Source organism: Streptomyces hokutonensis (genome assembly GCF_000376565.1).
GTDB lineage: Bacteria > Actinomycetota > Actinomycetes > Streptomycetales > Streptomycetaceae > Streptomyces > Streptomyces hokutonensis.
Genome location: NZ_BARG01000013.1, coordinates 41,846 through 66,196, shown reverse-complemented (window position 1 = coordinate 66,196; position 24,351 = coordinate 41,846). Strand labels below are relative to the sequence as shown.

Annotated in this window: 29 protein-coding genes and 1 tRNA gene; 18 read left to right on the top strand and 12 right to left on the bottom strand. The window is 69.2% G+C overall.

All coding sequences use genetic code 11. The features are described from left to right. Positions 1 to 99 precede the first annotated feature (99 nt). Positions 100 to 804 (top strand): MerR family transcriptional regulator, encoded by a 705-nt coding sequence (locus SSP08S_RS05495; protein ID WP_019066569.1) that lies wholly within the window; start codon positions 100 to 102, stop codon positions 802 to 804. A gap of 15 nt (positions 805 to 819) precedes the next feature. On the opposite strand, the gene SSP08S_RS05490 is transcribed toward SSP08S_RS05495, so the two are convergent. Continuing rightward, the gene (locus tag SSP08S_RS05490; RefSeq protein WP_026178199.1) at positions 820 to 1,623 is read right to left on the bottom strand and encodes an exodeoxyribonuclease III; all 804 of its coding nucleotides are present in this window, start codon (positions 1,621 to 1,623) and stop codon (positions 820 to 822) included. Between the two features lie 68 nt (positions 1,624 to 1,691). On the opposite strand from SSP08S_RS05490, the gene SSP08S_RS05485 reads away from it, so the two are divergent. Then, positions 1,692 to 2,168 carry a GNAT family N-acetyltransferase gene (locus SSP08S_RS05485; RefSeq protein WP_019066567.1) on the top strand — a complete coding sequence of 159 codons (477 nt, stop codon included), beginning with the start codon at positions 1,692 to 1,694 and terminating at the stop codon, positions 2,166 to 2,168. 305 nt (positions 2,169 to 2,473) lie between these two features. Here the strand turns inward: SSP08S_RS05485 and SSP08S_RS05480 are convergent, their stop codons facing one another. From SSP08S_RS05480 to SSP08S_RS05465, 3 genes are all read right to left on the bottom strand, one after another. Next, complete coding sequence (locus SSP08S_RS05480) at positions 2,474 to 2,980, bottom strand: hypothetical protein (protein ID WP_019066566.1); 507 nt, start codon at positions 2,978 to 2,980, stop codon at positions 2,474 to 2,476. A gap of 1,167 nt (positions 2,981 to 4,147) precedes the next feature. Continuing rightward, the gene (locus SSP08S_RS54830) at positions 4,148 to 4,660 is read right to left on the bottom strand and encodes a GNAT family N-acetyltransferase (RefSeq protein ID WP_078532347.1); all 513 of its coding nucleotides are present in this window, start codon (positions 4,658 to 4,660) and stop codon (positions 4,148 to 4,150) included. A gap of 9 nt (positions 4,661 to 4,669) precedes the next feature. After that, positions 4,670 to 5,446 carry a GntR family transcriptional regulator gene (locus tag SSP08S_RS05465; RefSeq protein ID WP_019066563.1) on the bottom strand — a complete coding sequence of 259 codons (777 nt, stop codon included), beginning with the start codon at positions 5,444 to 5,446 and terminating at the stop codon, positions 4,670 to 4,672. Positions 5,447 to 5,577: 131 nt separating this feature from the next. On the opposite strand from SSP08S_RS05465, the gene SSP08S_RS05460 reads away from it, so the two are divergent. The 14 genes from SSP08S_RS05460 (at position 5,578) to SSP08S_RS05395 (ending at position 13,217) form a co-directional block, all read left to right on the top strand. Beyond that, a complete protein-coding gene (locus SSP08S_RS05460; RefSeq protein WP_019066562.1) occupies positions 5,578 to 5,907 on the top strand; it encodes an SCO3933 family regulatory protein in 330 nt (109 codons plus the stop codon). 2 nt (positions 5,908 to 5,909) lie between these two features. After that, entirely contained in the window at positions 5,910 to 7,241 is a 1,332-nt protein-coding gene (locus SSP08S_RS05455) for an FtsK/SpoIIIE domain-containing protein (RefSeq protein WP_019066561.1), read from the top strand. Positions 7,242 to 7,337: 96 nt separating this feature from the next. Further along, on the top strand, positions 7,338 to 7,595 hold the full coding sequence (locus SSP08S_RS05450) for a hypothetical protein (RefSeq protein WP_026178198.1): 258 nt from the start codon (positions 7,338 to 7,340) through the stop codon (positions 7,593 to 7,595). Next, the gene (locus SSP08S_RS05445) at positions 7,592 to 7,783 is read left to right on the top strand and encodes a hypothetical protein (protein WP_019066559.1); all 192 of its coding nucleotides are present in this window, start codon (positions 7,592 to 7,594) and stop codon (positions 7,781 to 7,783) included. The genes SSP08S_RS05450 and SSP08S_RS05445 overlap by 4 nt, the downstream gene beginning before the upstream one ends. A gap of 76 nt (positions 7,784 to 7,859) precedes the next feature. Beyond that, positions 7,860 to 8,501, top strand: a complete 642-nt coding sequence (locus SSP08S_RS05440) for a DUF2637 domain-containing protein (protein WP_019066558.1) — start codon at positions 7,860 to 7,862, stop codon at positions 8,499 to 8,501. A gap of 19 nt (positions 8,502 to 8,520) precedes the next feature. Then, entirely contained in the window at positions 8,521 to 8,706 is a 186-nt protein-coding gene (locus tag SSP08S_RS05435) for a mobile element transfer protein (RefSeq protein WP_019066557.1), read from the top strand. A gap of 18 nt (positions 8,707 to 8,724) precedes the next feature. Beyond that, positions 8,725 to 9,006, top strand: a complete 282-nt coding sequence (locus SSP08S_RS05430) for a hypothetical protein (RefSeq protein WP_019066556.1) — start codon at positions 8,725 to 8,727, stop codon at positions 9,004 to 9,006. 93 nt (positions 9,007 to 9,099) lie between these two features. After that, positions 9,100 to 9,285 carry a hypothetical protein gene (locus tag SSP08S_RS05425; RefSeq protein ID WP_019066555.1) on the top strand — a complete coding sequence of 62 codons (186 nt, stop codon included), beginning with the start codon at positions 9,100 to 9,102 and terminating at the stop codon, positions 9,283 to 9,285. 7 nt (positions 9,286 to 9,292) lie between these two features. Then, a complete protein-coding gene (locus tag SSP08S_RS05420; protein ID WP_019066554.1) occupies positions 9,293 to 9,490 on the top strand; it encodes a hypothetical protein in 198 nt (65 codons plus the stop codon). Next, positions 9,478 to 9,711: a hypothetical protein gene (locus SSP08S_RS05415; protein ID WP_019066553.1), complete on the top strand. Its 234-nt coding sequence runs from the start codon at positions 9,478 to 9,480 to the stop codon at positions 9,709 to 9,711. The genes SSP08S_RS05420 and SSP08S_RS05415 overlap by 13 nt, the downstream gene beginning before the upstream one ends. After that, positions 9,708 to 10,400, top strand: a complete 693-nt coding sequence (locus SSP08S_RS05410; protein WP_019066552.1) for a DNA cytosine methyltransferase — start codon at positions 9,708 to 9,710, stop codon at positions 10,398 to 10,400. Before SSP08S_RS05415 ends, SSP08S_RS05410 begins: the two co-directional genes overlap by 4 nt. Then, on the top strand, positions 10,397 to 11,791 hold the full coding sequence (repSA, locus tag SSP08S_RS05405) for a replication initiator protein RepSA (RefSeq protein WP_019066551.1): 1,395 nt from the start codon (positions 10,397 to 10,399) through the stop codon (positions 11,789 to 11,791). Before SSP08S_RS05410 ends, repSA begins: the two co-directional genes overlap by 4 nt. Beyond that, the gene (locus SSP08S_RS05400; RefSeq protein ID WP_019066550.1) at positions 11,788 to 11,997 is read left to right on the top strand and encodes an excisionase family DNA-binding protein; all 210 of its coding nucleotides are present in this window, start codon (positions 11,788 to 11,790) and stop codon (positions 11,995 to 11,997) included. The genes repSA and SSP08S_RS05400 overlap by 4 nt, the downstream gene beginning before the upstream one ends. Further along, positions 11,985 to 13,217, top strand: a complete 1,233-nt coding sequence (locus tag SSP08S_RS05395; protein WP_019066549.1) for a site-specific integrase — start codon at positions 11,985 to 11,987, stop codon at positions 13,215 to 13,217. The genes SSP08S_RS05400 and SSP08S_RS05395 overlap by 13 nt, the downstream gene beginning before the upstream one ends. Positions 13,218 to 13,290: 73 nt before the next feature. On the opposite strand, the gene SSP08S_RS05390 is transcribed toward SSP08S_RS05395, so the two are convergent. The 7 genes from SSP08S_RS05390 to galU all read right to left on the bottom strand — a co-directional run bounded on the left by SSP08S_RS05390 (position 13,291) and on the right by galU (position 18,983). Beyond that, a tRNA-Ala gene (locus SSP08S_RS05390) sits at positions 13,291 to 13,364 on the bottom strand. A gap of 61 nt (positions 13,365 to 13,425) precedes the next feature. Continuing rightward, on the bottom strand, positions 13,426 to 14,787 hold the full coding sequence (locus SSP08S_RS05385; RefSeq protein WP_019066548.1) for a SepX/GlpR family protein: 1,362 nt from the start codon (positions 14,785 to 14,787) through the stop codon (positions 13,426 to 13,428). 216 nt (positions 14,788 to 15,003) lie between these two features. Then, positions 15,004 to 15,642 carry a GNAT family N-acetyltransferase gene (locus tag SSP08S_RS05380; RefSeq protein ID WP_026178195.1) on the bottom strand — a complete coding sequence of 213 codons (639 nt, stop codon included), beginning with the start codon at positions 15,640 to 15,642 and terminating at the stop codon, positions 15,004 to 15,006. After that, positions 15,639 to 16,181, bottom strand: coding sequence for a MogA/MoaB family molybdenum cofactor biosynthesis protein (locus SSP08S_RS05375; RefSeq protein WP_019066546.1), 543 nt, complete (start codon positions 16,179 to 16,181; stop codon positions 15,639 to 15,641). The genes SSP08S_RS05380 and SSP08S_RS05375 overlap by 4 nt, the downstream gene beginning before the upstream one ends. Further along, the gene (moaC, locus tag SSP08S_RS05370) at positions 16,178 to 16,690 is read right to left on the bottom strand and encodes a cyclic pyranopterin monophosphate synthase MoaC (RefSeq protein WP_019066545.1); all 513 of its coding nucleotides are present in this window, start codon (positions 16,688 to 16,690) and stop codon (positions 16,178 to 16,180) included. The genes SSP08S_RS05375 and moaC overlap by 4 nt, the downstream gene beginning before the upstream one ends. A gap of 62 nt (positions 16,691 to 16,752) precedes the next feature. Then, entirely contained in the window at positions 16,753 to 18,075 is a 1,323-nt protein-coding gene (gene glp, locus SSP08S_RS05365) for a molybdotransferase-like divisome protein Glp (RefSeq protein WP_019066544.1), read from the bottom strand. Between the two features lie 5 nt (positions 18,076 to 18,080). Continuing rightward, entirely contained in the window at positions 18,081 to 18,983 is a 903-nt protein-coding gene (gene galU, locus SSP08S_RS05360; RefSeq protein WP_026178193.1) for a UTP--glucose-1-phosphate uridylyltransferase GalU, read from the bottom strand. A 132-nt stretch (positions 18,984 to 19,115) separates the two neighbouring features. Here galU and SSP08S_RS05355 point away from each other — a divergent pair, with 132 nt between their 5' ends. Continuing rightward, positions 19,116 to 19,697, top strand: coding sequence for a 5-formyltetrahydrofolate cyclo-ligase (locus tag SSP08S_RS05355; protein WP_078532346.1), 582 nt, complete (start codon positions 19,116 to 19,118; stop codon positions 19,695 to 19,697). Between the two features lie 47 nt (positions 19,698 to 19,744). Here the strand turns inward: SSP08S_RS05355 and SSP08S_RS05350 are convergent, their stop codons facing one another. Beyond that, positions 19,745 to 22,495: a penicillin acylase family protein gene (locus tag SSP08S_RS05350; RefSeq protein ID WP_026178192.1), complete on the bottom strand. Its 2,751-nt coding sequence runs from the start codon at positions 22,493 to 22,495 to the stop codon at positions 19,745 to 19,747. A gap of 194 nt (positions 22,496 to 22,689) precedes the next feature. Here SSP08S_RS05350 and SSP08S_RS05345 point away from each other — a divergent pair, with 194 nt between their 5' ends. Beyond that, positions 22,690 to 24,270 carry a potassium/proton antiporter gene (locus SSP08S_RS05345; protein ID WP_019066540.1) on the top strand — a complete coding sequence of 527 codons (1,581 nt, stop codon included), beginning with the start codon at positions 22,690 to 22,692 and terminating at the stop codon, positions 24,268 to 24,270. Positions 24,271 to 24,351 lie beyond the last annotated feature (81 nt).

The following is a 24,351-nucleotide window of genomic DNA, read 5'->3' as shown; positions in this document are numbered from 1 at the left end:
CAGTGAACACTGGCGCAATCGGACTGTAGAGCAGCTCCGTACTCATGGGTAGGGGGCGGTACCAGGAAAGTTACCTGGGGTACGACATAGGGTGCGGACGTGGCGGAGAAGGCAGAACAGAAGCGCGAGTACCGCATGGAGGAGCTGGCCGAGCGGGCCGGCATCACGGTGCGCACCCTGCGCTTCTACCGCGAGCGCAAACTCATCCCCCCACCGCGCCGGGAGGGCCGTATCGCCTGGTACGACGAGACGCACCTCGCCCGCCTGCGCACGATCTCGGCGCTCCTGGAGCGCGGCCACACCCTCAACGGCATCGCGGAACTCGCCGAGGCCTTCGACCACGGGCGCAACGTCGGCGAGCTGCTGGGACTGGGCGCGCCGACCGAGGAGACCCCGGTCCGGCTCACCCCCGAGGCCCTCGCCGACTACTTCGGCGACCAGGCCACACCGGAGAACTTCGCCGCATCGCTCGAACTCGGCTACCTCGGCACCGACGGCAGCGAGATCGTCCACATCAGCCGCCGCCTCCTCGACGTCACGGCCGCCCTGGTCCGCGAGGGCATCCCCCTCGCCGCCGTCCTCGACGCGGGCCGCCGCGTCCGCGCCCACACCGAGTCCCTCGCCGAACTCTTCGCCGACCTGGTCCTCGCCCAGGGCGGCACGCCGGAGGACCTGCAACGGCTGCGACCGCTGGCGAAGAGCGTGGTGGAGGCGGAACTGTCGATGGCGATGGACCGGCGACTGCAAGGCGGTCACGACCAGGGGCCTGGCTCTGGTCCTGGTCCTGGTCCTCAGAGGTCGTAGACGACCGTCACACGGTCAGAGGTCGTAGACCACCGTCACCGGCGCGTGGTCCGACCACCGCTCGTCATGCGTGGCCGCCCGCTCGACGTACCCCTTGACCGCCTTCGCGGCGAGCCCCGGCGTCGTCACGTGGTAGTCGATGCGCCATCCGCTGTCGTTGTCGAAGGCCCGCCCCCGGTACGACCACCACGAGTACGGCCCCTCCACGTCCGGATGCAGCGCCCGTACGACATCGACGTACGCCCCGTCCGCCGCGTCGAGGACCCGGCTCAGCCACTCGCGCTCCTCCGGCAGGAAGCCGGAGCTCTTCTGGTTGGCGCGCCAGTTCTTGAGGTCGGCCGGCTGGTGGGCGATGTTCCAGTCGCCGCAGACGACGACCTCGCGGCCGTCGGCGGCGGCCCGCTCGCGCAGGTCCTTCAGATAGGCGAGGAACTCGTCCATGAAGCGGATCTTCTCGTCCTGCCGCTCGGTGCCGACCTCGCCCGAGGGCAGGTAGAGGCTCGCGACCGTGACGCCGGGGAGGTCGGCCTCGACGTAGCGGCCGCTGCCGTCGAACTCGGCCGACCCGAAGCCGACCTGTACGCGGTCGGGTTCACGGCGGGTGTAGAGGGAGACGCCCGCGCGGCCCTTGGCGGCGGCCGGCGCGTGCACGACGTGCCAGCCCTCGGGGGTGCGGACGTGCTCCGGCAGCTGCTGCGGCTCGGCTCGCACCTCCTGGAGGCAGAGCACATCGGCGGAGGTCCCGGCGAGCCACTCCACGAAGCCCTTCTTCGCGGCGGCCCGCAGTCCGTTGACATTTACTGAGGTCACAGTGAGCACTCCGGCACGATACCGGCACACCGGACGGAGTCCGGATCCCCCTTTCGGGCAGGGATACGATTTTCGGCGTGAATCTACGCACTGTTCCCTTCGACCACCCCGACGCCGTGAAGCTGAACGACGAGGTCCAGGCCGAGTACCACGTCCGCTACGGCGACGGCGGCGACTCCACCCCGCTCTCCCCGACGGACTTCGAACCGCCCAACGGCGTGTACCTGATCGCCTACGACGAGGACGACAGGCCCGTCGCCACCGGCGGCTGGCGCTCCCAGGACGCCAACGGCGAGGGCAACGAGGACGGCGACGCCGAGCTCAAGCGGATGTTCGTGATCGAGCAGGCGCGCGGCCGTGGTCTCGCCCGCCGCATGCTGGCCGCCCTGGAGGAGAACGCCCGCGCCGCCGGCCGCGTCCGCATGGTCCTGGAGACGGGCACCAAGCAGCCCGAGGCCATCGCCCTCTACACGTCCAGCGGCTACGAGCCCTGCGTGAAGTTCGGCTACTACCGCCACTTCGACGACAGCAGGTGCTTCGCGAAGGCGTTGTGATCGCTGTGACCGCTGTGACCGCTGTGACCGCGGACACCTGTCGGTCCCTCAGGCGACAGGTGCCCGCGCCGGGAACGCAAAGATCCCGCCCGATCTTCCGATCGGACGGGATCTTGTTGCTGTGTGGACCTGTGGGGATTTGAACCCCAGACCCCCTCGATGCGAACTACAGGCAAGTCGGTCGCTGAGGTTTCTGGACCTGGTCACAGGGATGGCAGCGGTTCGGGACGGTCACTTGCAGTCCCCACGGTTGCTGTACTTCCGTGCTGTACTGCTGGCGCCTTGCGGATCCGAACTCCGTGACCCTAGGGGAGTTTCCAAAGGGCACCCGCCGACCGCAGGGTCTTGAGCGTGCTCTCGCGCTGGGCCGCCACGGCCTGCAACATCTTGGACATCCCGTCCTCGGCACCCACCGACCGCAGGGTCTTGAGCATGTTCTCGCGCTGGGCCGCCACGGCCTGCAACATCTTGGACATCCCGTCCTCGGCACCCACCGACCGCAGGGTCTTGAGCGTGCTCTCGCGCTGGGCCGCCACGGCCTGCAACATCTTGGACATCCCGTCCTCGGCACCCACCGACCGCAGGGTCTTGAGCGTGCTCTCGCGCTGGGCCGCCACGGACTGCAACATCTTGGACATCCCGTCGTACGGATACGTAACCACGACTCGGACGTCAACAGGCTTATCGACCGGTGCCTGCGTCGCACTGGAGGCATCACGGACGGTCAGCTTCAACGCCATGACATACGGAATGTCAGTCGAGTTGACCAGGGCGCGAGCCTTCTTCTGAGCAGTGCTTTGTTTCTTCGGCACGGCACTTTCCTTCCCACGGGTCCCATGCTCCCCGCTAGACCATTGCCGTGTCTGGGCGGAGTTCAGTGAGCACGGGCCCCGGGAGACCTTGACCGTCGTAGCCATTCGCGGCATGGGCGCGAGGCAGCGGGTCGGGCGGTGCGTGTCCTGCCCTGCAGAAATGAAGACATGGCAGATCGTCAATTGTCAAGTCCCGCAGAATCGGTGGGCGCGTACGAAGGATGGAGGAACGTCTTCAAGGATGCCGCCCTGTCATCAACTTACTTTCAAATCAAGGGAGTTGACCCGAATTGGCGTTTCACGTGAAACCAACTACTTGGTGGAGGTGCCCACGGGTCGGGGGAGAGAGTTTGAGGTCTGGTGATCTGTGGGGCGAGAGCATGAAAGGGGGCTATTACACTTGATCCAATGGAGAGGGTCATTGATCCTCACCGTGCGAAGCAGGCACTCGGCCCCCTTTCTTGCTCTCGGAGGGGCCCCGCAGGTCGGCAGACCTTAAAGTCTCGGAGCGACCTCCCCAGCCCCCACGGTTCTGCCCGCCACGGCCCGCAGGCTCCAACGAGACCAACAGCCGTCGCGCACCTGCTTGTGGAGTCAAAGCGTCGGTTGGTCCGTGCCTGATCATGCGATGCGACTGTGGGTAGTGCCGTCTTCCCCTAGGTCGGGCCTGGTGGTGTGGGTCGGGGTGGGAAATCAGGCTCGGTCCGGCGCATCGGCCCTTGGCGGGATCGGAGTGTGAAGCGTGATCACCCCGGGGCATCGAAGGTGGCGCGGGGCCGGGGCCGGGCCGGCGCGGGCCGAAGGCAGGAGCGAAGGCCCGAGTCCCGAGCCGCGCGCCGGCCCGCAGTGCGGGCCGGGGGTGTGTGATCAACGCAGCGACGGTCGAAAGCCAGCAGGGACAGCGCGACCGGATGGTCGAAGGGCCAAGAGCCCCCGCCGCTTCCCCGTGCCGCTGCGGGCCTGCGACCCAAGGGGGTTGAGGCGCAAGCCCTGAGGGTCCTGTGGAGCGTGGGGGGGGGCTGAGGAACCTTACGGTTGCTGTCGTGTCCTGTTATCCCAAGGTGCGCGACGGCTGTTGGTCTCGTTGGAGCCTGCGGGCCGTGGCGGGCGGGACCCCCTCCCCACCCGAAGGGTGGGGCTTGATGAAGTAGAGAAACCTGTAACAGCTCAGGCGCCCGGGGCGACGTAGCAGACGGCGGGGATGCCCTGGCCATCGCCGAAGTGGTGTGTGGTCTCGCCGATCTTGTGCCATCCGAGCCGTTCGTAGAGGCGCATCGCGGGAGCGTCCTTGGCCATGACATCGAGCACCAAGCGGAGATCATGTTCACGGCCGTAGCTCATCGCGGCCTCTGTCAGCCGCCTGCCCGTGGCGTGCTTCCGCGCTGCCTGAACGACGAATAGCCGGCCTAGAACGGCGACGTGCGATTCATCGGCACCGCTCTGTTCCATCCACAGCGCGACGGCGGCTTCGCCGTGCGGGCGCATGACAGCTACGTGCCCGACGACATCCCCGTCCATCTCGGCCACCCATGCCGCAAGGACATCGTCTGAGCTGATCCATGCGTCTGGGTCCTCGACTCCTTCGACCGGGTATCCATCGGTCTCATGGACCTTGATCAGTGCCGCTGCGGCTCCGGGTAGATCGTCCCTCCCGAAGGGGCGTACGACCGCAGGATTCACCTTCAACTCCTAGCTCTCGACGGGCAGTTCATAGAGCAATCCGGTCTGGTCAGCTCGGTGCACGTAGCGGGACACCTCGAAAGGCACTCCGTCTTGATCGAGGCTGGTGTGCAGCACTTCGAGGACTGGCACGCCCGGCAGGAGACTCAGGATGGCGGCCTCTTCGGGCGTCGGCATCCTCGCGCTGATCTCGTCCCGCACGCGCGTCATGACATGGCCGAGATCTTCAAGACGGCCGTAGATGCCGTCCTTCCCCGTCTTGGCCTCCATCAGCAGCGTGCCTTGAGCCTCGTCCCACCGTACGAAGGTCGAAACGATCTGCACCGGTTCGTCGTCGGCGAAGTAGTGGTTCTCGCGGTGCACGACGCTCTCCTCGTCCGCAGACACCTTCAAGCGCTCCGCGACGTCGGCCGGCGGCTTCTCTCGGGTGATCGAGGGAACATCGATCCGCGCCACCTTGCCTTGGCGCTTCGCTTCTAGCCGGAACGGCGTCAGCCCCGTTTCCCGGTTCTTGAGCGAGTAGCGATCACTCCCGAACCGGAACAGCCGCTGCGGCTCACGCACGAAGACGCCGCTTCCGTGCTTCGCCGTGACAAGTCCCTGCTCGGCAAGGAGACGGATGGCCTCACGCGCGGTGTTGCGGGCCGAACCGTACTGCTCGGCCAACGCCCGTTCGGACGGCAGCTTGTCGCCGCTGCGAAGGTCTCCGCTCTCGATCTGACGGCGGAGTTCATCGGCGATGCGACGGCTGGGCTGCTGCGGAGTCGGCGGGCGGGTGGACGTCATGGCCACACTCTAGCAACTGGCTCAAGCCACCTGCTTGACCCCGGCGCCGGCGTGTGCTCAACTGGCTTAAGCCAGTAAGTGGCTCAAGCCAGTTGGCACAGCAAGAACGTGCCACGAGCAAGGAGTGACGTATGCCGTCCTTCAAGATCGATGTTTCGACCGCCATGGTGTTCGTGGCGACCGCGCCGACGCCGAAGCTCGCCAACAAGCAGACCGGGGAGCGGGCCATGGACCGGGAGACCGGTGCGGGCCTGTCGACGGTGGGTCTGCTGATCTCTGACGAGGGAGAGGGCAACCTCTACCAGGTCACCATTCCCGAGACGGGCATCCCCGAGGGCCTGATGCCGGGCACGCCGGTGCGGGTGATCGGTCTCAAGGCGCGTGACTGGGAGAACGAGTTCAACGGCCAGAAGCGGCACGGGATCTCGTTCCGCGCGGTCGCCGTGACGCCGGGGGTCTGACCATGACGGACCTGGCGACCTGGCTGGAGGCCGGGACCATAGCGGCCGGCGCCGGTGGCCTCGGCTACGCCAAGCACCGCGCCCCTCGCGTGTACTGGTCGGTGGTGGGCCTGCCCCTCACGTGGGGCCGGTTCACCTGGACCTACCGGGACACGATGGAGGTGTGCGGGCTGACGGTGCAACCGTCCGGCTTCCGCGCCTTCGTGAAGCGGAACCTGGCCCGTGCCGAGGTGCGGCCGGTGCCACCGAAGGTCCGCCGCGTGCGGGGCACCTCTACCGGTCTGCGGGTCACCCTCCGGCTCCCGGCCGGCCTGGAGCCCGCCGATCTCGCCGCCTCCTCCGAGCGTCTGCGCCACGCGTGGGGCGTACGGTCGGTGATCGTGCGGGAGACCAAGCCCGGCTATGTCGAGTTGCGGATGACCGGGTGGGACGTGCTGCGCCGGGTCAAGCTGCCGCGCAAGGCCCAGCCGCGTGACCTGGTCGTTCCGGTCGCACTGCGGGAAGACGGCACGGTCTTCGTGCGGGACTACCGCAAGGTGCCGCACGCCCTGACGCTGGGCGCGAACCAGTCCGGGAAATCGATGTATCAGCGCAACCTGATCAAGGGGCTGGCTCAGTTGCCGGTCGGCCTGATCGGGATCGACTGCAAGCGCGGTGTCGAACTCGGCCGGTACGCCTCGCGCCTGTCGGCACTGGTCACCGACCCTCAGTCGGCCGGCGACCTGATCGACGCGCTGGTCGGCGAGATGGAAGAGCGTTTCGACCTGCTCGCCCTGTACGGGGTCTCGGACCTGTGGGAACTGCCCGACGAGGTCCGGCCGGTGCCGCTGATCGTGCTGGTGGACGAGATCGCGGAACTGTTCTTCGTGACCTCGAAGAAGGATGAGGCGGCCCGCGATCACGCGGTCATGAACCTGGTGCGCCTTGGCCAGATGGCCCGCGCGATCGGCGTCTACCTGGAGGTGTGCGGGCAGCGCTTCGGCTCCGATCTGGGCAAGGGTGCGACCGCGCTGCGTGCTCAGCTCACCGGCCGGGTCGTGCACCGTGTCAACGACAAGCAGACCGCCGACATGGGGCTCGGCGACATCGCTCCGGATGCCGTGATGGCCGTGACCGCGATCGCCCCGGATCGTCCCGGTGTCGCGGTGGCCGGCGACACCTCCGGCGGCTGGTCCCGCATCCGCACCCCCGAGACCACCCCCGGCGAGACAGCGGCCGTGTGCCGCGAGTTCGCCCACCTCACCCCGGACCTGCCGTTCCTGGCTCCGTTCCGGCCGGTCGGACAGGTCGTCGTTCCACCGAAGCCGGCCGCTGCGCCGCTGGTGCAGCCCTAGCCGGGCACCGAGCAACACCCCTCGTTCCACGGTCGGCGCGACCGCCTCGCGCCGGGTCCCTACCCGAGCCATGTCCGAACACAGGGAGGTATGCAGATGTCCGCCTCGATGATGTTCAACCCGGAGCCCTCCACGCGGGTCCACTTCCACGACTACGGCACCGACCACCCGCCCATCCTGGCCCTCGACGCAGAGGACTACGCCCTGACCATCTCGGTCTTCGAGGGCCGCTCGCCCGGCGAGCACAAGGCGTTCGCCGAGAAGCTGGCGCAGACGGTGGCCGGCTACCTCGCGGCCGTGGACCGCTGGGCCACCGCGCAGAGTGCCGACGCCGCGTCCACGCAGGACGGGTGAGCGCCGTGGCTGCACGCAAGACCCCCGAGCCCGTCACCGCCGACCCGGAGCCCGCGAAGTGCCCGGTCTGCAAGGGCACCGGAGAGGTCTCCCGCACGGTCCACGTCGGCCGCAAGCACCGCGCGGTCGGCCAGCAAACCGGCCTTTGCCTCAACTGCCTCGGTTCAGGCGAAGCCCCCGCCGAATGACCTGCCGGGGCCGGGCGGATGGAGATCACTTCCCCGCCCGCTCCTGGCCCAACTCCATTGAAGGGAGGTGCCGTTCATGGCCCGCTCGGTCCGTCTGGACGCAGTCCTGATCCAAGCCGTCATCGCCGGTGCCCTCTCGTTCGCGCACCTGCACGACCTCGCCGAAGCAGCGCATCAATCCGGCTGGAAGGCCTGGGCCTACCCGGTCTCGGTCGACCTGCTGATGGTCGCCGCCTGGCGTCGACTGCGCACCGCCCGCCGCGACCGCGCGGCCTGGACCTGGTTCGTGATCGCCCTGACCGCCTCGCTCGGCGCGAACGTCGCGACCGCCGGACTCCTCGACCTCCACCACGTTCCGGCCTGGCTGCGCATCCTCGTCGCCGGCTGGCCCGCACTCGCCTTCCTCGGCGGGACCCTGCTCGCCCACGCACCCTCGATCACCGCCCCGGCACCTGAGCCGGAGCCACAGCCCGCGCCGGTGATCGACCGCCCCGAAACGCCCGACCCCGCACCGGCCCCGGAGATCACCGCGCCGGACCCCGCACCTGCTCTCCCGAAGGCGGCCCCGGCCGTGCCTCCGGCACTGGTCGACCACGCCCGCAAGATCGCGACCGAGCACCGTACCCGCACCGGGAGCGCGATCGACACCGCCACCCTGCGCGTCCGCCTCGGGGTCCCGGAAGACCTCGCCGGCGCGATTGTGGCCCAACTCGCCTGATTCCCAAGGAGGTTCAGCCGTGTCCCGTCCGAACCGCTTCTTCAACGTGATCCGTATCGGCCCCGTCAAGGTCGGCTCCTTCAACAACGGCCGGGGCCAGACCAAGCACACCGCCGCGTGCACCGCCCCGAGTTGCGGCTTCTCGACCGAGCACGACGACCGTTCCGCCGCCGAACTCGCCGCCCACACCCACCGGTGCACCTGATCAGAGAGGGACAGTCCGATGCAGTTACCCGAAGACCAGTGGCGCGCCGGACACATCCCGTCCGACGTCTACCGGCAGATCCCGCACGGCACCGACCTGCGCAAGGTCGTCATCGTGCAGGAAGCCCCGCGCTCCTACAAAGGCCCCATCGTCCTGACCCTGGTCATCGTCGCCGGATCGATCGCCGTGCTCCTGGTGATCGCCTTCGTCGTCCAGGTCATCGCCGGCGCGGCCATCGCGGTCCTGTCGGCCAGCGGCGGCATCAGCTACACGATCAGCCGCAACAGCAAGGACAAGTAGCACCCTCCGGGGCGGCCTCAACCGCCAAGTTTCCGCCGCCCCGGACGGCTCGACCTCTTCCCGATCTTCCGACCTGAAAGGGCTCTGCTCATCATGCCTGTTCGTCTCCCGAACCGTCCGGTCTGCCACCACTGCGACGGCTTCCCCGTCGTCGCCATCACCACCGGCACCCGCAACCGCGACGGCTCCCGCGTCCTGCTCCGCGTCACCTGCACCGCCTGCGACGGCACCGGCCACTCCGCCGCCCCCGCGTCCGCCCTCGTCCGGATCGGTGGGTGACCGCGTAATGGGAATCTTCCGTGACCGACTGCCCCGCGACACCGGCAACCCGCTCGACTCGGACGCCGACCGCGCCCGCAGCGTCGCCAAGGCACACGCGAAGCTCGACCAGTCCCACCCCCAGCCGTCCAAGCCCAAGGGCAACACCGCCACCCCGGCCGCACCCTCGGCCAACACCCCGCAGAAGCGGGGGTGGCGACGGTGACCGCCCTGTTCCGCAAGCTCCCCGCCGACCTCACCCCGACCGAGGGCAGTCCCGGCCTGCGCGTCAAGGCCAGCACCCGCTACAGCAGTTCCCAGGGCGACTACCGGTGCGGCGGCTGCGGCGCGGAGGACCACGCCAACGGCGACACCGACGTCACGGCCCTGGTCGAGGACTACAGCGCCAACCACGGTCCCGCCCACCGCAACGGGGGCCGACGATGACCGCGTCCCGGGTCCTGGACCTGTTCTCCTGCTCCGGCGGTGCCGCCATGGGCTACCACCGCGCCGGCTTCGCGGTCGACGGCTGCGACCTCGCCGACCGCCCCCGCTACCCCTTCGCCTACCACCGGGGCGACGCCCTCGATTACCTCGACCGCCTCATCACCACGGGCGCCATCGAGCGGTACGCCCTCGTGCACGCCTCCCCGCCCTGCCAGGCCAAGAACACCCTGACGGTCGGCACCAACCACTCACAGGGCTGGGGCGGCACCCATGAAGACCTGGTGGCACCCACGCGCGCCCTGCTCGACCGGACAGGCCTGCCGTACGTGATCGAACAACCCAACGGCAAGGCGGAGATCCGCAAGGACGTCACCCTGTGCGGCGAGATGTTCGGCCTCGCCGTGCTGCGCCACCGCAACTTCGAACTCGGCCGCTGGGCCGTCGCTCGGCCGGCTCACCCCAAACACCGTGGATACGTGCGCGGTTGGCGTCACGGCGTCTACCGCGACGGCCCGTACGTGGCCGCGTACGGGGAGGGCGGCGGCAAGGCCACCGTTCCCGAGATGCAGCACGCCATGGGCATCACCTGGACCGACGTCCACGAAGAGCTGACCGAAGCGATCCCGCCCGCCTACACGCAGTGGATCGGTACCGCGTTCCTGACCTGCCGTCAGGAGGTGTTCGCGTGACCGACACCGCCACCCCGGCGGGACTCGACCCGGCCACCCTCAACGACGTGCTGAGGGTGGCTGGCTCGGCCCACTTCGACCGCTGGCAGGACCAGATCCGCCGAACGGGCGGCTGCTCCGACCCGATCCGCCTCACAGGCGCCACCAAGACCATCGACCCGACCACCAAGACGATCCTGTACGCGTACACGACCGAGCACGAGCCCGGCGGCACACTGCGGATCGCCTGCGGCAACCGCCGTGCCTCGCGCTGCCCGGCCTGTGCCTGGACCTACGCCGGCGACACCTACCACCTGATCCGCGCCGGCCTCGTGGGCGATCCCGCCAAGGGCACCCCGCACACGATCCGGGATCACCCCCGGGTCTTCGCCACCCTCACCGCGCCCTCGTTCGGTCCCGTCCACAACCGGCCTGGAAACCGGCCCTGCCGCTGCGGCACCCGCCACGGCGAGGAGGCGCCCGAACTCGGCACTCCGCTCGACCTGGCGACGTACGACTACGCGGGCGCGGTGCTGTGGAACAACCACGCCTCCGACCTGTGGCGCTACTTCACGATCTACCTGCGCCGCGAGATCGCCAAGCGCGCCGGCCTCACGCAGAAGGACGCACATGCTCAGTCCCGCGTGGCCTTCGGCAAGGTCGCCGAGTACCAGAAACGCGGAGCCGTCCACTTCCACGCGGTGATCCGCTTCGACGGACCGGACGGCCCCGACAGCCCACCACCCGCCTGGGCCACCCTCGACCTGCTCGACGACGCGATCCGTGCCGCCGCTGCCCGCGTCGCGGTCGACGTCGACCCCGCCGGGGACCAACCGGCCCGCACCCTCGCCTGGGGCACGCAGCTCGACGTCCAGCCGATCGGCGCCTTCGGCCACGGCGAAGAGATCACCGAAGCCGCCGTGGCCTCCTATGTCGCCAAGTACGCGACCAAGGCAGCGGAGACCACGGGCACGGTCGACCGCCGGATCGGCAACAAGGAAGCCCTCGTGCTGCTCGGCGTGCCCGACCACCCCCGCCGGCTCATCGAAGCCTGCCTCGACCTCCACGCGCTCTACCCGGACCGCAAGCTCCGCGACTGGGCCCACATGCTCGGCTTCCGGGGCCACTTCTCCACCAAGTCCCGCCGCTACTCGACCACCCTGGGCGCCCTCCGACAGGTGAGAGCCGACTACCGCTCAGCCCAACACCGCGAAGCCCTCGGCCTGCCCGACCCCGACGACAACCCGGAGGCAACCACGCTCACCCTCGCCCACTGGACCTACGCCGGCCACGGCCACACCCCCGGCGAATCCTGGCTCGCCGCCAACATCCACCGGGACATCCAACTCAACCGCGAGACCGCCCGCGAAGCCCTGCAAGACCAACTCGATGGGGAGGAAGCCGCAGCATGACCGCGACTGTGATCACGCGCAAGTGGCACACCACGGCGGAAGTCGCCGAGATGCTCGGCTACGGACTGTCCAAGACCAAGATGCTCGTACTGACTGGTGAGATCCGTTCGATCAAGGACGGCCGCAACCGCCGCATCCTGCCCCGCTGGGTGGATGAGTACGTCGAACGCCTCGCGAAGGAAGCCGAACAGAGGTGGTCGGCATGAGCGGCAAGCGTGGCAACGGCGAAGGCTCGATCTACCCATACAAGAACAGCTTCGCCGCGTACGTCTGGGTCACAACTCCCGAAGGCAACCGCAAGCGGAAGTACGTCTACGGCAAGACCCGGGAAGAGGTCCACGAGAAGTGGATCAAGCTGCATGCTGAGGCGCAGAAGGGGCCGGTGGCCACCTCCACGCCGACGCTGGCGCAGTACCTCGCGCGGTGGCTCCGAGAGGTCGTAGAGCCCGACCTGAAGCCCAAGACCGCCGAGACCTACGCCATGCACGTCCGGCTCTACATCGCACCGGGGCTGGGCTCAAAGCGGCTCGACAAGCTCACCGTGCGGGACGTCCGGAGTTGGGTCAACGACCTGTTGGATCAGTGCCAGTGCTGCGCTCAGGGCCTCGACGCGAAGCGGGACAAGCCTCATTGCTGTGCCACCGGCGACTGCTGCGAGCGCATCCCGTCGCGCCGTACGGTGCAGGACGCCCGCGCCGTACTGCGGTCGGCGCTGACCAACGCGATGACGGAAGAGCTGATCTCGAAGAACGTCGCGGGCCTGGTCAAGGTGCGATCGGCGCGCAAGGTGAAGCGGCATCCGTGGTCAGTGGAGGAGGCTCGTCAGTTCCTCGAAGCGGCCAGCGCTGCACATGACTCGCTGTACGCGGCCTACGTGCTGATCCTGGTCTTGGGCTTCCGGCGGGGCGAAGTGCTGGGCCTCACCTGGAAGAGCGTGAACCTGGACGCCGGGGAGGTCACGGTGGAGATGCAGCTACAGCGGATCAACCGGCGCCTGGTCCATGACGAGACCAAGACCGAGGCGTCCACGGCCACGCTGCCGCTGCCGCAGATCTGCGTGACTGCGCTCCAACTCCACTGGAAGGAAAGGGAGTTGGCGAAGCAAGCGGCCGGCGAGCTGTGGACCGACTCCGACTTCGTGTTCACCACGCGCTACGGCACGCCGTTCGAGCCGCGCAACTTCAACCGCCGGTTCACCGATCGCTCGTCCAGGGCGGGCGTCCGCCGCATCCGGCTGCACGACACCCGGCACACGTGCGGCTCGCTCCTGGCCGCGCTCGACGTGCACCCTCGCGTCGCGATGCAGATCCTCCGACACAGCAAGATCGCGGTCACGATGGAGGTCTACACTCACGTGCCCTCGGAGTCGACTCGCCGGGCACTGCGCAAGCTGGGCAAGCACCTTGGGAAGCAAGATCCAAAGTAGTTGCTGTACTTCGCTGCTGTACGGCACCAAAGAGCCCCAGCCGGATCACTCCGTCTGGGGCTCTGAGCTGCGGTGGACCTGTGGGGATTTGAACCCCAGACCCCCTCGATGCGAACGAGGTGCGCTACCAGACTGCGCCACAGGCCCTTGCAACGAGTGAAACTCTAGCATCCCCCTCAGGGTGCTTGGAAATCCGTTCCTTGCCTGGTCACTCGTTGGCCGCGCGGGGCCGCTCGCCGTCCTCGTACTGGTCGAACAGCGGGGTACGGCCGCGCTCACGGGCCCGGCGGGCGGAGGCGGCGCGGCGGGCGTCGGTGCGGCCGTCCGGCGTCGCCTTGTCGTCGTCCGACAGGTCCTCCGCCTCCTCCTCGTGGGCCGCCTGCTGTGCTTCGTGCTCCGGCGCCACCGAGCTGGAGCGCGCGGAGCTCCACGCGTCGGGCGCCCCGAGGTCCACGTCGGAGGTGGCGCGCGGGGCGACCGGTGCGGTGACGTACGTCGGCAGGGGTACGGGTACGGGGTCCCAGCTGTCGCCCTGGCCCGGCCGACGCTGCCGTTCGCGCTGCTGGTCGACCCACTCGGCATGGTCGGTCTGCTCGACGAGGGCACGGCGGTCGGCAGCGAGGGCGGACATCCCGGGGTCCGTCTCCGGTTCGGGTCCCTCCTCGGCGTCGTCGATGCCGGCGTCCACGGTCGCGCGTCGGCGCGGCTGACGCTCCCTCAGCCGCTGCGCGGCGGCCTCGGCCTGGCGGCGGTCCATCTGGTAGGCGAAGCGGCTGCGTTCCTGGGAGCGCAGGTAGGCGATGTAACCGCTGAGCAGTACCGCCGGCACACCGGGCGCCCAGAGCAGGGCGAGCCCGCCGACCGCCGCGACGATCGCGCCGAGCGTGAAGGCGAGGAAGAGCATCACGGTGGTACGACGACGGCGCGCGAGCACCTTCACCCGCCGGGCGCGCGCCGCGGCGGCTTCCTCGGCAGGCGTACGCCGTCCGACCGGGACGCGTCTACGGGCGGACGCGGGGGCGGACTTGGGGCCGGGCTTGGCCGTCTTGGACGCCTGGGCGGAGGCCGGGGCGGGGGCGGAGGCTTGCTGGGGTGCCGGTTTGGCCGTCTGGTCCCGGGCCTGACCCCGTGCTTGGTCGCGGGCCTGGTCCCGTGCTTGGTCGCGCGCCGGTTCGCGACCCGGTTCGCGACCCGGTTCGCGCGCGGGTTCACGCGCCGACTCGCGCTCCGCCTCCCGCGCCGCTTCCGACCGGTCCGGGCCCGGCCGGCGGACCTGTGCGTGCACCTGGGGACGGGCCGGGGGCATGGCGAAGGCCCGGACGTCCACCGAGTCGGTGACGGCGTCCGGCACGACGGCGCTGGGCTCCCCCTCCTCGGTGGAGCGCGCCCGCAGGTCCTTGGCGTACCGGCGCTCCATTCCCGCCCGTCCGGACAGCAGCCGGATGGCGGTGCTGAAGCGTTCCGTCGGACGGGCCTCGTTCAGCTCGTCCTGCCTACGGAGCCACATCGGCACCAAGTAGGCGGCCCAGGCCCCGACAATGACTGCGTAGATGAGGCCGCTGCTGCTCACGCCTCACACGGTAGAGGGGTTTGCGTGAGGCCATCTGCCAATTGAGCCGGTGTGTCGCACGATCTGGCTGATATTTCGAGCTTTTTTTGTGACCGATGCGATCAACAGGCCGCGGAGTTGGCGAATTCATTGCCCCAAGCCGGTCATCCGTCGATCACTTTCGAACACTTATTCCATTTCCGGGGATCCGTGCTTCCGGGCCCAACAGGCTCCCCGTTACGCGGGATTGTCGTGCGGTGTGCTCCGGGAACGCGCCCGCTGCCAGCGGGCCAGCAACCCTTCGGGGACCTCTTCCGCGGTGAGCGCGAAGACGAGATGGTCGCGCCAGGCGCCGTCGATGTGGAGATAACGGGGCCGAAGCCCCTCCTCACGGAATCCGAGTTTCTCGACGACCCGGCGGCTGGGGCCGTTCTCCGGGCGAATGCAGACCTCGATGCGGTGCAGTCCGACCGCCCGGAAACAGTGGTCGACGACGAGTGCCACGGACGTCGGCATCACTCCGCGCCCGGCCACCGACTCGTCCACCCAGTAGCCGATGTGGCCCGAGCACATCGAGCCCCAGGTGATCCCGGCGACCGTCAACTGCCCGACCAGGCGCCCCTGGTACTCGATGACGAACGGCAGCATCCGGCCCGCGTTCGCCTCGGAGCGCAGGTGTCTGACCATCTGGCGGTAGGTCGGCCGGTGTGCGATCGGTCCGCTGGGCGTGGGCGGCGGAATGGTCGCCTCCCAGGGGCGCAGCCAGTCCCGGTTGCGCCGGTTGACCTCGCGCCAGTCCCGCTGGTCGCGGAGTTTTATCGGCCTCAGGACGATGTCGCCGTCCGCCAGTACGGCGGGCCAGGATGGGCTGTTCAGCTCGCACCCCCACTGGTGTCGGCGGGTCTGGGGTGATCGCCGCCTCGGATCTGGTCGACGGCGTGCGCCAGCAGGGGTTCCAGGACGGCGAGGCCGTCCTTCACCCCGCCGGTGGAACCCGGCAGGTTGACGATCAGTGTGCGCCCGGCGACCCCGGCCAGGCCACGGGAGAGCGCCGCGGTCGGCACCTTCTCCCGGCCGTACGCGCGGATGGCCTCGGCGATGCCCGGCACCTCGTAGTCGATGACCGCGCGGGTGGCCTCGGGGGTGCGGTCGGTGGGCGAGACGCCGGTGCCGCCGGTGGTGACGACGGCGTCGTAACCGGCGTCCACGGCGGCGCGCAGGGCGGCCTCGACCGGGCGGCCGTCTGGGACCACCTGCGGTCCCTCGACCGCGAAGCCGAAGCCCTTGAGGCCGACGGCAATCAGGGGGCCGCCCTTGTCCTCGTAGACCCCGGAGGCAGCGCGGTTGGAGGCGGTGACCACCAGTGCCCGGTACGGCGCGGGCAGCGCACCGCCGGCCGGATCGTCGGGGCTCATGTCCGGCTCCAGTCCCCCGACTTGCCGCCCGTCTTCTCCTCCACGCGTACGTCCGTGATGACCGCTCCCTTGTCGACCGCCTTGACCATGTCGATCACGGTGAGCGCGGCGACGGAGACCGCGGTGAGGGCCTCCATCTCGACGCCCGTGCGGTCCGTCGTCTTCACGGTGGCCCGGATCCGTACGGCGTCGTCCGCGACCGACAGATCCAGTTTCACACCCGACACCGACAACGGGTGACAGAGCGGGATCAGATCGGGAGTGCGTTTGGCGCCCATGATCCCCGCGATGCGCGCGGTGGCCAGGGCGTCGCCCTTGGGGACCCCCTCGCCGCGCAGGAGTTCGACCACGCGGGGCGAGACGAGGACGCGTCCGCTGGCGGTGGCGGTGCGTGCGGTCACGTCCTTGCCGGACACGTCGACCATGCGGGCGGCGCCCGCGTCGTCGATGTGCGTGAGGCGGTCCTGCTCAAGGGGTCCGGGGGTGTCCCCCCGGAAAGGCTCAGTCATGCTGTGTGGCGCTCCCGGTCCGGGCGTGTTGTGCGCGACACGGTACCGCCAACCAGGAGTGCTCAGCCGAGCAGGACCACCTCGACCTCGGTGCCGGGCTCGACGGACTCGACGTCCTCGGGGACGACGATCAGCGCGTCGGCCAGCGCGAGGGCCGCGACCAGGTGCGATCCGGCGCCCCCTACGGGGGTCACTTCACCGTCGGCATACGACCCACGGAGGAACTGCCGACGCCCCTTGGGCGAGGTCAGCGCCTTGTCGGTGGTGAGGGTGGCGCGGGTTCTCGGGCGGTGGACGTCGTCGAGGCCCATCAGGGTGCGGATCGCGGGGCGGGCGAACAACTCGAAGGAGACGTACGACGACACCGGGTTGCCGGGGAGGGCCAGCAGCGGGATGTGGTCGGGGCCGATGGAGCCGAAACCCTGGGGTTTGCCGGGCTGCATGGCGAGCCTGCGGAAGTCGATCCCGGCGCCCTCCTCGTCCTCGTCGCCGACGGAGGACAGCGCTTCCTTGACGACGTCGTACGCCCCGACGCTCACGCCGCCGGTGGTGACCAGGAGGTCGGCACGGACGAGCTGGTCCTCGATGGTGGAGCGGAGGGTGTCGGCGTCGTCGGCGACGGCGCCGACCCGGTAGGCGATGGCTCCGGCGTCGCGGGCGGCGGCGGTGAGGGCGAAGCTGTTGGAGTCGTAGATCTGGCCGGGGCCCAACTGCTCGTCGGGCTGGACGAGTTCGCTGCCGGTGGACATGACGACCACGCGCGGGCGGGGGCGGACCCGGACCGTGCCGCGGCCGATCGCGGCGAGCAGGGCGATCTGCGGCGGGCCGAGGATCGTGCCGGCGTCCAGGGCGCGGTCGCCGGCCTTCACGTCGCTGCCCTTCGCGCGTACGTGCGCGCGTGCCTCCGCCGAGCGGTAGACGTGCACGTGACCGCCGGCCGTCTCGGGGGCCTGGCTGCGGGCGCGCATGCCGGTGACCGGGCCCTCGCCGAGGCCTCCGTCGGTCCACTCCACGGGGACGACGGCCTCCGCGCCGGGCGGCAGCGGGGCGCCGGTCATGATGCGGGCGGCCTGGCCGGGGCCCACGTGGAGGAGGTCGGCCTGGCCCGCCGCGACATCACCGACGACCGTGAGGACGGCCGGGTACTCCTCGCTCGCGCCCGCGACGTCCGTGACCCGCACCGCGTAGCCGTCCATCGAGCTGTTGTCGAAGGGCGGGAGCGAGACCGGCACCGTGATGTCCTCGACCAGGACGCAGCCCTGGGCGTCGAGCAGTTGCAGCTCGATGGGTTCCAGGGGGCGGACGGTCGCGAGGATGTCCTCCAGGTGCTCGTCCACCGTCCAGAGGTGGTCGGGTCCTGTGGTGCGGGTCGCGGCGGTGCTCAACGTTGCTACATCTCCTCGGCTACGTAACTGCGAAGCCAGGCGCGGAAGTCCGGGCCCAGGTCTTCACGTTCGCACGCGAGTCTGACAATGGCACGCAGATAGTCGCCCCGGTCGCCGGTGTCATAGCGGCGGCCCTTGAAGACGACGCCGTGCACGGGGCCGCCGACCTTCTCGTCGTCGGCCAACTGCTGGAGGGCGTCGGTGAGCTGGATCTCGCCGCCGCGGCCGGGCTCGGTCTTGCGCAGTATGCCGAAGATGTGGGGGTCGAGGACGTAGCGGCCGATGATCGCGTAGTTCGACGGGGCGTCGGCGGCCTCCGGCTTCTCCACCAGGCCGGTGACCTTGACGACGTCGTCGTCGGCGGTGGCCTCCACAGCCGCGCACCCGTAGAGGTGGATCTGTTCGGGCGCGACCTCCATGAGGGCGACGACGCTGCCGCCGTGCTGCTCCTGGACCTCGACCATGCGGGCGAGGAGGGGGTCCCGGGGGTCGATCAGGTCGTCCCCGAGGAGGACGGCGAAGGGCTCGTGACCGACGTGCGGGGCCGCACACAGCACCGCGTGGCCGAGGCCTTTGGGGTCGCCCTGGCGGACGTAGTGCATGGTCGCGAGGTCGCTGGACTCCTGGACCTTGGCCAGCCGGCTCGCGTCGCCCTTCTTCTGGAGGGCCGATTCGAGTTCGTAGTTGCGGTCGAAGTGGTCCTCGAGGGGGCGCTTGTTGCGTCCGGTGATCATGAGTACGTCGTCGAGCCCCGCCGACACGGCCTCCTCGACCACGTACTGGATCGCGGGCTTGTCGACGACCGGCAGCATCTCCTTGGGAGTTGCCTTCGTGGCCGGCAGGAACCTGGTGCCGAGACCGGCTGCGGGAATGACAGCCTTGCTGATCCTGGGGTGCGACTGAGTCATACCCGAACCCTATCCGGTGCCTTTGTGCAGAATCTGTGGCTCCGGTTAATACGCTCTCATATGAGCACATTGGAAAGGATACGGGTGGGACCTGTGCGTCACCTAGGACATGAAGCCGAGCCTGACAAGCGAATGTTGCGACGAGAGTTCCTCGCGGTGAGGAACAGGTTGACGGCCGATGACGTGCGGGAAGCCGCCGCCGCGCTCGCCGATCGCGCGCTGGAGCTGCCCGAGCTGGCGCACGCGCGCACGGTGGCGGCGTACGTCTCCGTGGGGGGCGAACCGGGAACGCTCGCCCTGCTGGACGCGCTCCGCGCGCGGGACGTCGACGTCCTGCTCCCCGTGCTCCTCCCGGACAACGACCTGGACTGGGGCGCCTACGACGGCGAGGGCTCGCTCGACCGGGTCCAACACGGCGGAAAGATGGCCCTGTTCGAGCCGTCCGGGAAGCGGCTCGGCCCGGAGGCCGTGACGGCGGCCGACGTCGTCCTGCTGCCCGGTCTGGCGGTCGACGGGCGCGGGATGCGGCTGGGGCGCGGCGGGGGGTCGTACGACCGGGTGCTGGCGCGGCTGGAGCGGGCGGGCGCGCATCCCGCGCTGGTGGTGCTGCTCTACGACTTCGAGGTCGTCGCGAGCGTCCCGGCGGAGGCGCACGACCGGCCGGTGCGGGCGGCGGTGACACCGGGCGGCGTGCACCGGTTCCCCGGGAACTGAAATGGCCCTCCACGCGCGCGTGGAGGGCCGTTTCTGATGTCAGCGGGTCACGGTTTCAGCACCAGGGTGTCGCTCGTGCTGTTGTCGACCGCCTTGGACGAGAAGGACCACGGCAGCAGTTCGCCGTCGACCCACTTGCTCGTCTGGTCGGTGTAGTGCGCGCTGAAGGCGTGCCCGGAGGCGCCGGTGAGGTTGATCCACTTGGACTTGTCGAAGTTGTCCAGGTTGACCACCATGCGCATCGACGGCACCCACACCACTCCGTAGCCGCCGGCCGCGTTCCAGCCGGTGGCGTTGACCGTGGCCTCGCCGCCGCTGAGCTTCCAGGGGCCGCGGTTGAGGATGTACTGGACGAGGGCGGGGCCCTCGGTGCCCAGGGTCTGGTTCTTCAGGAACAGGCGGTGCAGCCGGCCCCAGCTCCAGGTGTCGATGTCCTTGCCGAGCTTGGCGGTCAGCTCCCAGCGGGCGTCGATCATGGCGCGCTTGAAGAGCTGGTTCATGTTGCTCGCGCCCGGGCGGGTGCCCGACTTGGGGGTCGTCCACCAGTCGCTGGTGGGGTCGTCCATGAGCTTGCGGACGACCTCGAACCAGCGGTCGCCGCCGTCCGGCTGCGCCTGGTCCGCGTCGCGCTCGCCGCACTCGCGCACCTTCTGGTTGGTCTCGTCGGCGGGACCGGTCGTGTCGACCGGCGAGACGAAGATGCACTGGCCCTTGACCCGCAGTTCCTTGGGCAGTTTGTTGCCGAAGGCGAGCTTGAGGATGTTGCGCCAGACCGAGTTGAAGTAGGCGGCGGCCGCCGAGTCGGCGTCCTGGGTGTAGTCCCAGCCCTCCAGGAGCTTCTGCGCCTGGCGCACGTCCGGGTCGGGCTCGTCGATCTTCAGTAGCTTGGGCACCAGCAGCTTGGCGATCTCGCTGCTGTCGTCGAGCTGCATCTGCCGCATGTCGTCGGTGGAGATCTTGCCGCCGCCGCCGATCTTCGACTCGATCAGATCGGTGATGCGCTGGCTACGGGTGCCGTAACCCCAGTCCGTGGTGAGCGTGTACGGGTACTTGTCCTTGTCGATCACCGCCTGGTTCGCGGTGACGATGTAGCCGCGCTTCGGGTTGTACTCGTACGGCAGCGCGGCCTGCGGGATGTAACCGGTCCAGTCGTACTTGGAGTCCCAGCCGGGCACCGGCAGCGAGCCGTCGCCCTTCCCGCGCACGGGGATCTTTCCGGGCAGCGTGTAGCCGATGTTGTTCTTGGTGTCGGCGTAGACGAGGTTCTGCGAGGGCACGTCGAACTTCGTGGAGGCCGCGCGGAACTCGCTCCAGTCGGACGCCTTGTCGATGGCGAAGACGGCGTCCATGGTGGTGCCCGGGTCCTCGGCGGTCCAGCGCAGGGAGATGGCGTAGCCGTCGCCTCTGTCCGGGGCCGCGGTGTCGACGGTGGCCTTCTTGCCGACCTTCACGAGCTCGTCGTTGCGGTCGGACAGCAGCGGACCGTTGTTGGTCTCGCGGACGACGATCTTCTTGGACGCACCGCCGGCGACCTTGATGGTCTCCGTGCGGCTGGTGAAGGGCTTCGTCGTGCCGTCGTACAGGTAGCCGTCTCCGGAGAGCTTCTCCAGGTAGAGGTCGGTGGTGTCGACCCCGGAGTTGGTCATGCCCCAGGCGATGTCCTGGTTGTGGCCGATGACGACGCCGGGCATGCCCGCGAAGGTGTAGCCGGTGACGTCGTACTGGCACTTGCTGGAGATCGCGCGGCAGTGCAGGCCCATCTGGTACCAGACGGACGGCAGCGACGCCTCCAGGTGCGGGTCGTTGGCCAGCAGGGGCTTGCCGGTGATGGTGTGCTCGCCGCCGACGACCCACGAGTTGGAGCCGATGCCCTGGCCGTTCACGCCGACGGCCGTCGGGAGGTCGTCCAGGACGTTCGAGAGGCCCGCGAGCTGGCTCGTGAGGGCCGAACCCGACGAGGACGACGTGGAACCCGTCGAGCCGCTCGTGGACGTGCTGGAGGAGCTGTCACCGCCGTTGAACGTCTTGGTGTACTCGTCGTACTCGCCCACGGTGACGATCGGCTCGTTGCGGCTGTACGGGTAGTCCGGGTACAGGTCCGCGATCTGCTGGGGGCCGAGGCGGGAGGTCATCAGCGCGCGGTCGATCTCGTCCTGCATGTTGCCGCGCAGGTCCCAGGCCATCGCCTTGAGCCACGAGACGGAGTCGACCGGGGTCCACTTCTCGGGCTTGTAGTCGTTGGTGAAACCGAGGGCCGCGTACTCCAGGGAGATGTCTTTCCCGTCCTTGCCCTGGAGGTAGGCGTTGACCCCCTTGGCGTAGGCCTGGAGGTACTTCTTCGTGGAGGCCGACAGCGTGGTGTCGTACTCCTTCTGTGCCACGCGGTCCCAGCCCAGGGTGCGCAGGAACTCGTCGTCCTTGACCTGGCTCTTGCCGAACATCTCGGACAGCCGCCCGGCGGTCATGTGCCGTCGTACGTCCATCTCGTAGAACCGGTCCTGCGCCTGGACGTAGCCCTGCGCCATGAACAGGTCCTCGTCGGAGGACGCGTAGATCTGCGGGATGCCGTAGCTGTCGCGCTTGACGTCGACGGGTCCCGACAGGCCGTCGAGGGTGATCGAACCCGTGGTCTGCGGCAGGGAGGCACGGACCGTACTGACGGACCAGTAGGCGCCGTAGGCGATGCCCCCGATGATGGCCATTACCAGGACGAGAACCAATAGACGGGCTTTGCGCCCCTTTTTCCTGCCGGACTTGCCGGGCTTATGACCCGATGAGGCGGTGGTGTTGGGGGGCATCGCTGTCCTTGCTGTCCTAACGCGAGCGGCAGGGCGGGCTGTGCTTTTGACTGAGCGCTGGAGCAACCATAGGCGCAGGCTTCCGAGCGACTTGACGCGGTGTCGGGTACCGGCGCGGACGGGCGTTCGATCTTGCCTCGGGAAGTGTCAAGAAAGCGTCAAGAGTTAGGTAAGGTAACGAAGTACTTGGATGCGTGGCGCCGCAGTCTCGCGTCCCCTGTACATGTGCTGCCGCCCCGGACGCGCGTCAGCCGAGGAAGGGAAGCCTTCTGACTGTCCACCACCTCGACCAGCTCCTGCTCGTCTGCTCGCTCGTCCTGCTCGTCGCCGTCGCGGCGGTCCGGATCTCCTCGCGCAGCGGGCTCCCCAGCCTGCTCGTCTACCTGGGGATCGGCATCGCCATGGGCCAGGACGGCATCGGCGACATCCACTTCGACAACACCGAGCTGACCCAGGTCATCGGATACGCGGCCCTGGTCGTGATCCTGGCCGAGGGCGGCCTCGGCACGAAGTGGGCAGAGGTCAGGCCGGTCCTGTCGTCGGCCGCCACGCTGGCGCTTGTCGGGGTGGCGGTGAGCGTCGGCGTCACAGCCGCGGGCGCGCACTATCTGGTCGGACTGGAGTGGCGGCAGGCGTTCATCGTCGGGGCGGTGGTGTCCTCGACGGACGCGGCGGCGGTCTTCTCCGTGCTGCGCCGAATCCCCCTCCCCGCGCGCGTGACGGGCACTTTGGAGGCCGAGTCCGGCTTCAACGACGCCCCCGTGGTCATCCTGGTCGTCGCCTTCTCCACGGCGGGCCCGGTCGACCACTGGTACACGCTCGTGGGCGAGATAGCCCTGGAGCTGGCCATCGGCGCGGCCATCGGCCTCGCGGTGGGCTGGCTCGGCTCCTGGGGGCTGCGGCACGTGGCGCTGCCCGCCTCCGGCCTCTATCCGATCGCCGTCCTGGCAATCGCGGTCACCGCGTACGCGGCGGGCGCCCTGGCGCACGGCAGCGGCTTCCTGGCGGTCTATCTCGCCGCGATGATGCTGGGGAACGCCAGGCTGCCCCACTGGCCCGCGACGCGCGGCTTCGCCGACGGGCTCGGCTGGATCGCCCAGATCGGCATGTTCGTCCTGCTCGGCCTGCTGGTCACCCCGCACGAACTGGGTGACGACGTCTGGCCGGCGCTGATCATCGGCCTGGTGCTGACGATGGTGGCCCGGCCGCTCAGCGTGGTGGTCAGCCTCACGCCGTTCCGGGTGCCCTGGCAGGAGCAGACGCTGATGTCCTGGGCCGGGCTGCGCGGCGCCGTGCCCATCATCCTGGCGACCATCCCCATGGTGAACGGCGTCACCGGCAGCCGTCGTGTCTTCAACATCGTCTTCGTCCTGGTCGTCGTCTACACCCTCGTCCAGGGACCGACGCTGCCCTGGCTGGCGCGCACGCTGAAGCTGGGCGAGGGGCCGGAGGCCGCCGACCTCGGCATCGAATCGGCGCCCCTGGAGCGGCTGCGCGGACATCTGCTGTCCGTCGCGATCCCCGCGGAGTCCAAGATGCACGGCGTCGAGGTCAACGAGCTCAGGCTGCCGGCCGGGGCTGCGGTCACCCTGGTCGTACGCGACGGAAAATCGTTTGTTCCGTTGCCCTCGACGGTTCTGCGGCGCGGCGACGAACTCCTTGTCGTGGCGACGGATCCGGTCCGGGACGCGGCCGAGCGGCGGCTGCGGGCGGTGGGCCGCGGCGGGAAGCTGGCGGGGTGGCTGGGCACGGACAATGCCACGGCCAGTCATTAAGGGCATGTTTCGTACGGTTCACACGTTCACCAATCGCAGGTGAACGCGCGCGTGGTGCCCGTTTTCACAGGTCCACCGGGC

Coding starts and splice junctions, on each gene's coding strand:
- SSP08S_RS05465 (WP_019066563.1), bottom strand. CDS start 5,446: ATGACGTCCACCCGCCCGCCGACTCCGCAGCAGCCCAGCCGTCGCATC.
- SSP08S_RS05460 (WP_019066562.1), top strand. CDS start 5,578: ATGCCGTCCTTCAAGATCGATGTTTCGACCGCCATGGTGTTCGTGGCG.
- SSP08S_RS05455 (WP_019066561.1), top strand. CDS start 5,910: ATGACGGACCTGGCGACCTGGCTGGAGGCCGGGACCATAGCGGCCGGC.
- SSP08S_RS05450 (WP_026178198.1), top strand. CDS start 7,338: ATGTCCGCCTCGATGATGTTCAACCCGGAGCCCTCCACGCGGGTCCAC.
- SSP08S_RS05440 (WP_019066558.1), top strand. CDS start 7,860: ATGGCCCGCTCGGTCCGTCTGGACGCAGTCCTGATCCAAGCCGTCATC.
- SSP08S_RS05430 (WP_019066556.1), top strand. CDS start 8,725: ATGCAGTTACCCGAAGACCAGTGGCGCGCCGGACACATCCCGTCCGAC.
- SSP08S_RS05425 (WP_019066555.1), top strand. CDS start 9,100: ATGCCTGTTCGTCTCCCGAACCGTCCGGTCTGCCACCACTGCGACGGC.
- SSP08S_RS05420 (WP_019066554.1), top strand. CDS start 9,293: ATGGGAATCTTCCGTGACCGACTGCCCCGCGACACCGGCAACCCGCTC.
- SSP08S_RS05410 (WP_019066552.1), top strand. CDS start 9,708: ATGACCGCGTCCCGGGTCCTGGACCTGTTCTCCTGCTCCGGCGGTGCC.
- SSP08S_RS05400 (WP_019066550.1), top strand. CDS start 11,788: ATGACCGCGACTGTGATCACGCGCAAGTGGCACACCACGGCGGAAGTC.
- SSP08S_RS05375 (WP_019066546.1), bottom strand. CDS start 16,181: ATGAGCCCCGACGATCCGGCCGGCGGTGCGCTGCCCGCGCCGTACCGG.
- moaC (WP_019066545.1), bottom strand. CDS start 16,690: ATGACTGAGCCTTTCCGGGGGGACACCCCCGGACCCCTTGAGCAGGAC.
- galU (WP_026178193.1), bottom strand. CDS start 18,983: ATGACTCAGTCGCACCCCAGGATCAGCAAGGCTGTCATTCCCGCAGCC.
- SSP08S_RS05355 (WP_078532346.1), top strand. CDS start 19,116: ATGTTGCGACGAGAGTTCCTCGCGGTGAGGAACAGGTTGACGGCCGAT.
- SSP08S_RS05350 (WP_026178192.1), bottom strand. CDS start 22,495: ATGCCCCCCAACACCACCGCCTCATCGGGTCATAAGCCCGGCAAGTCC.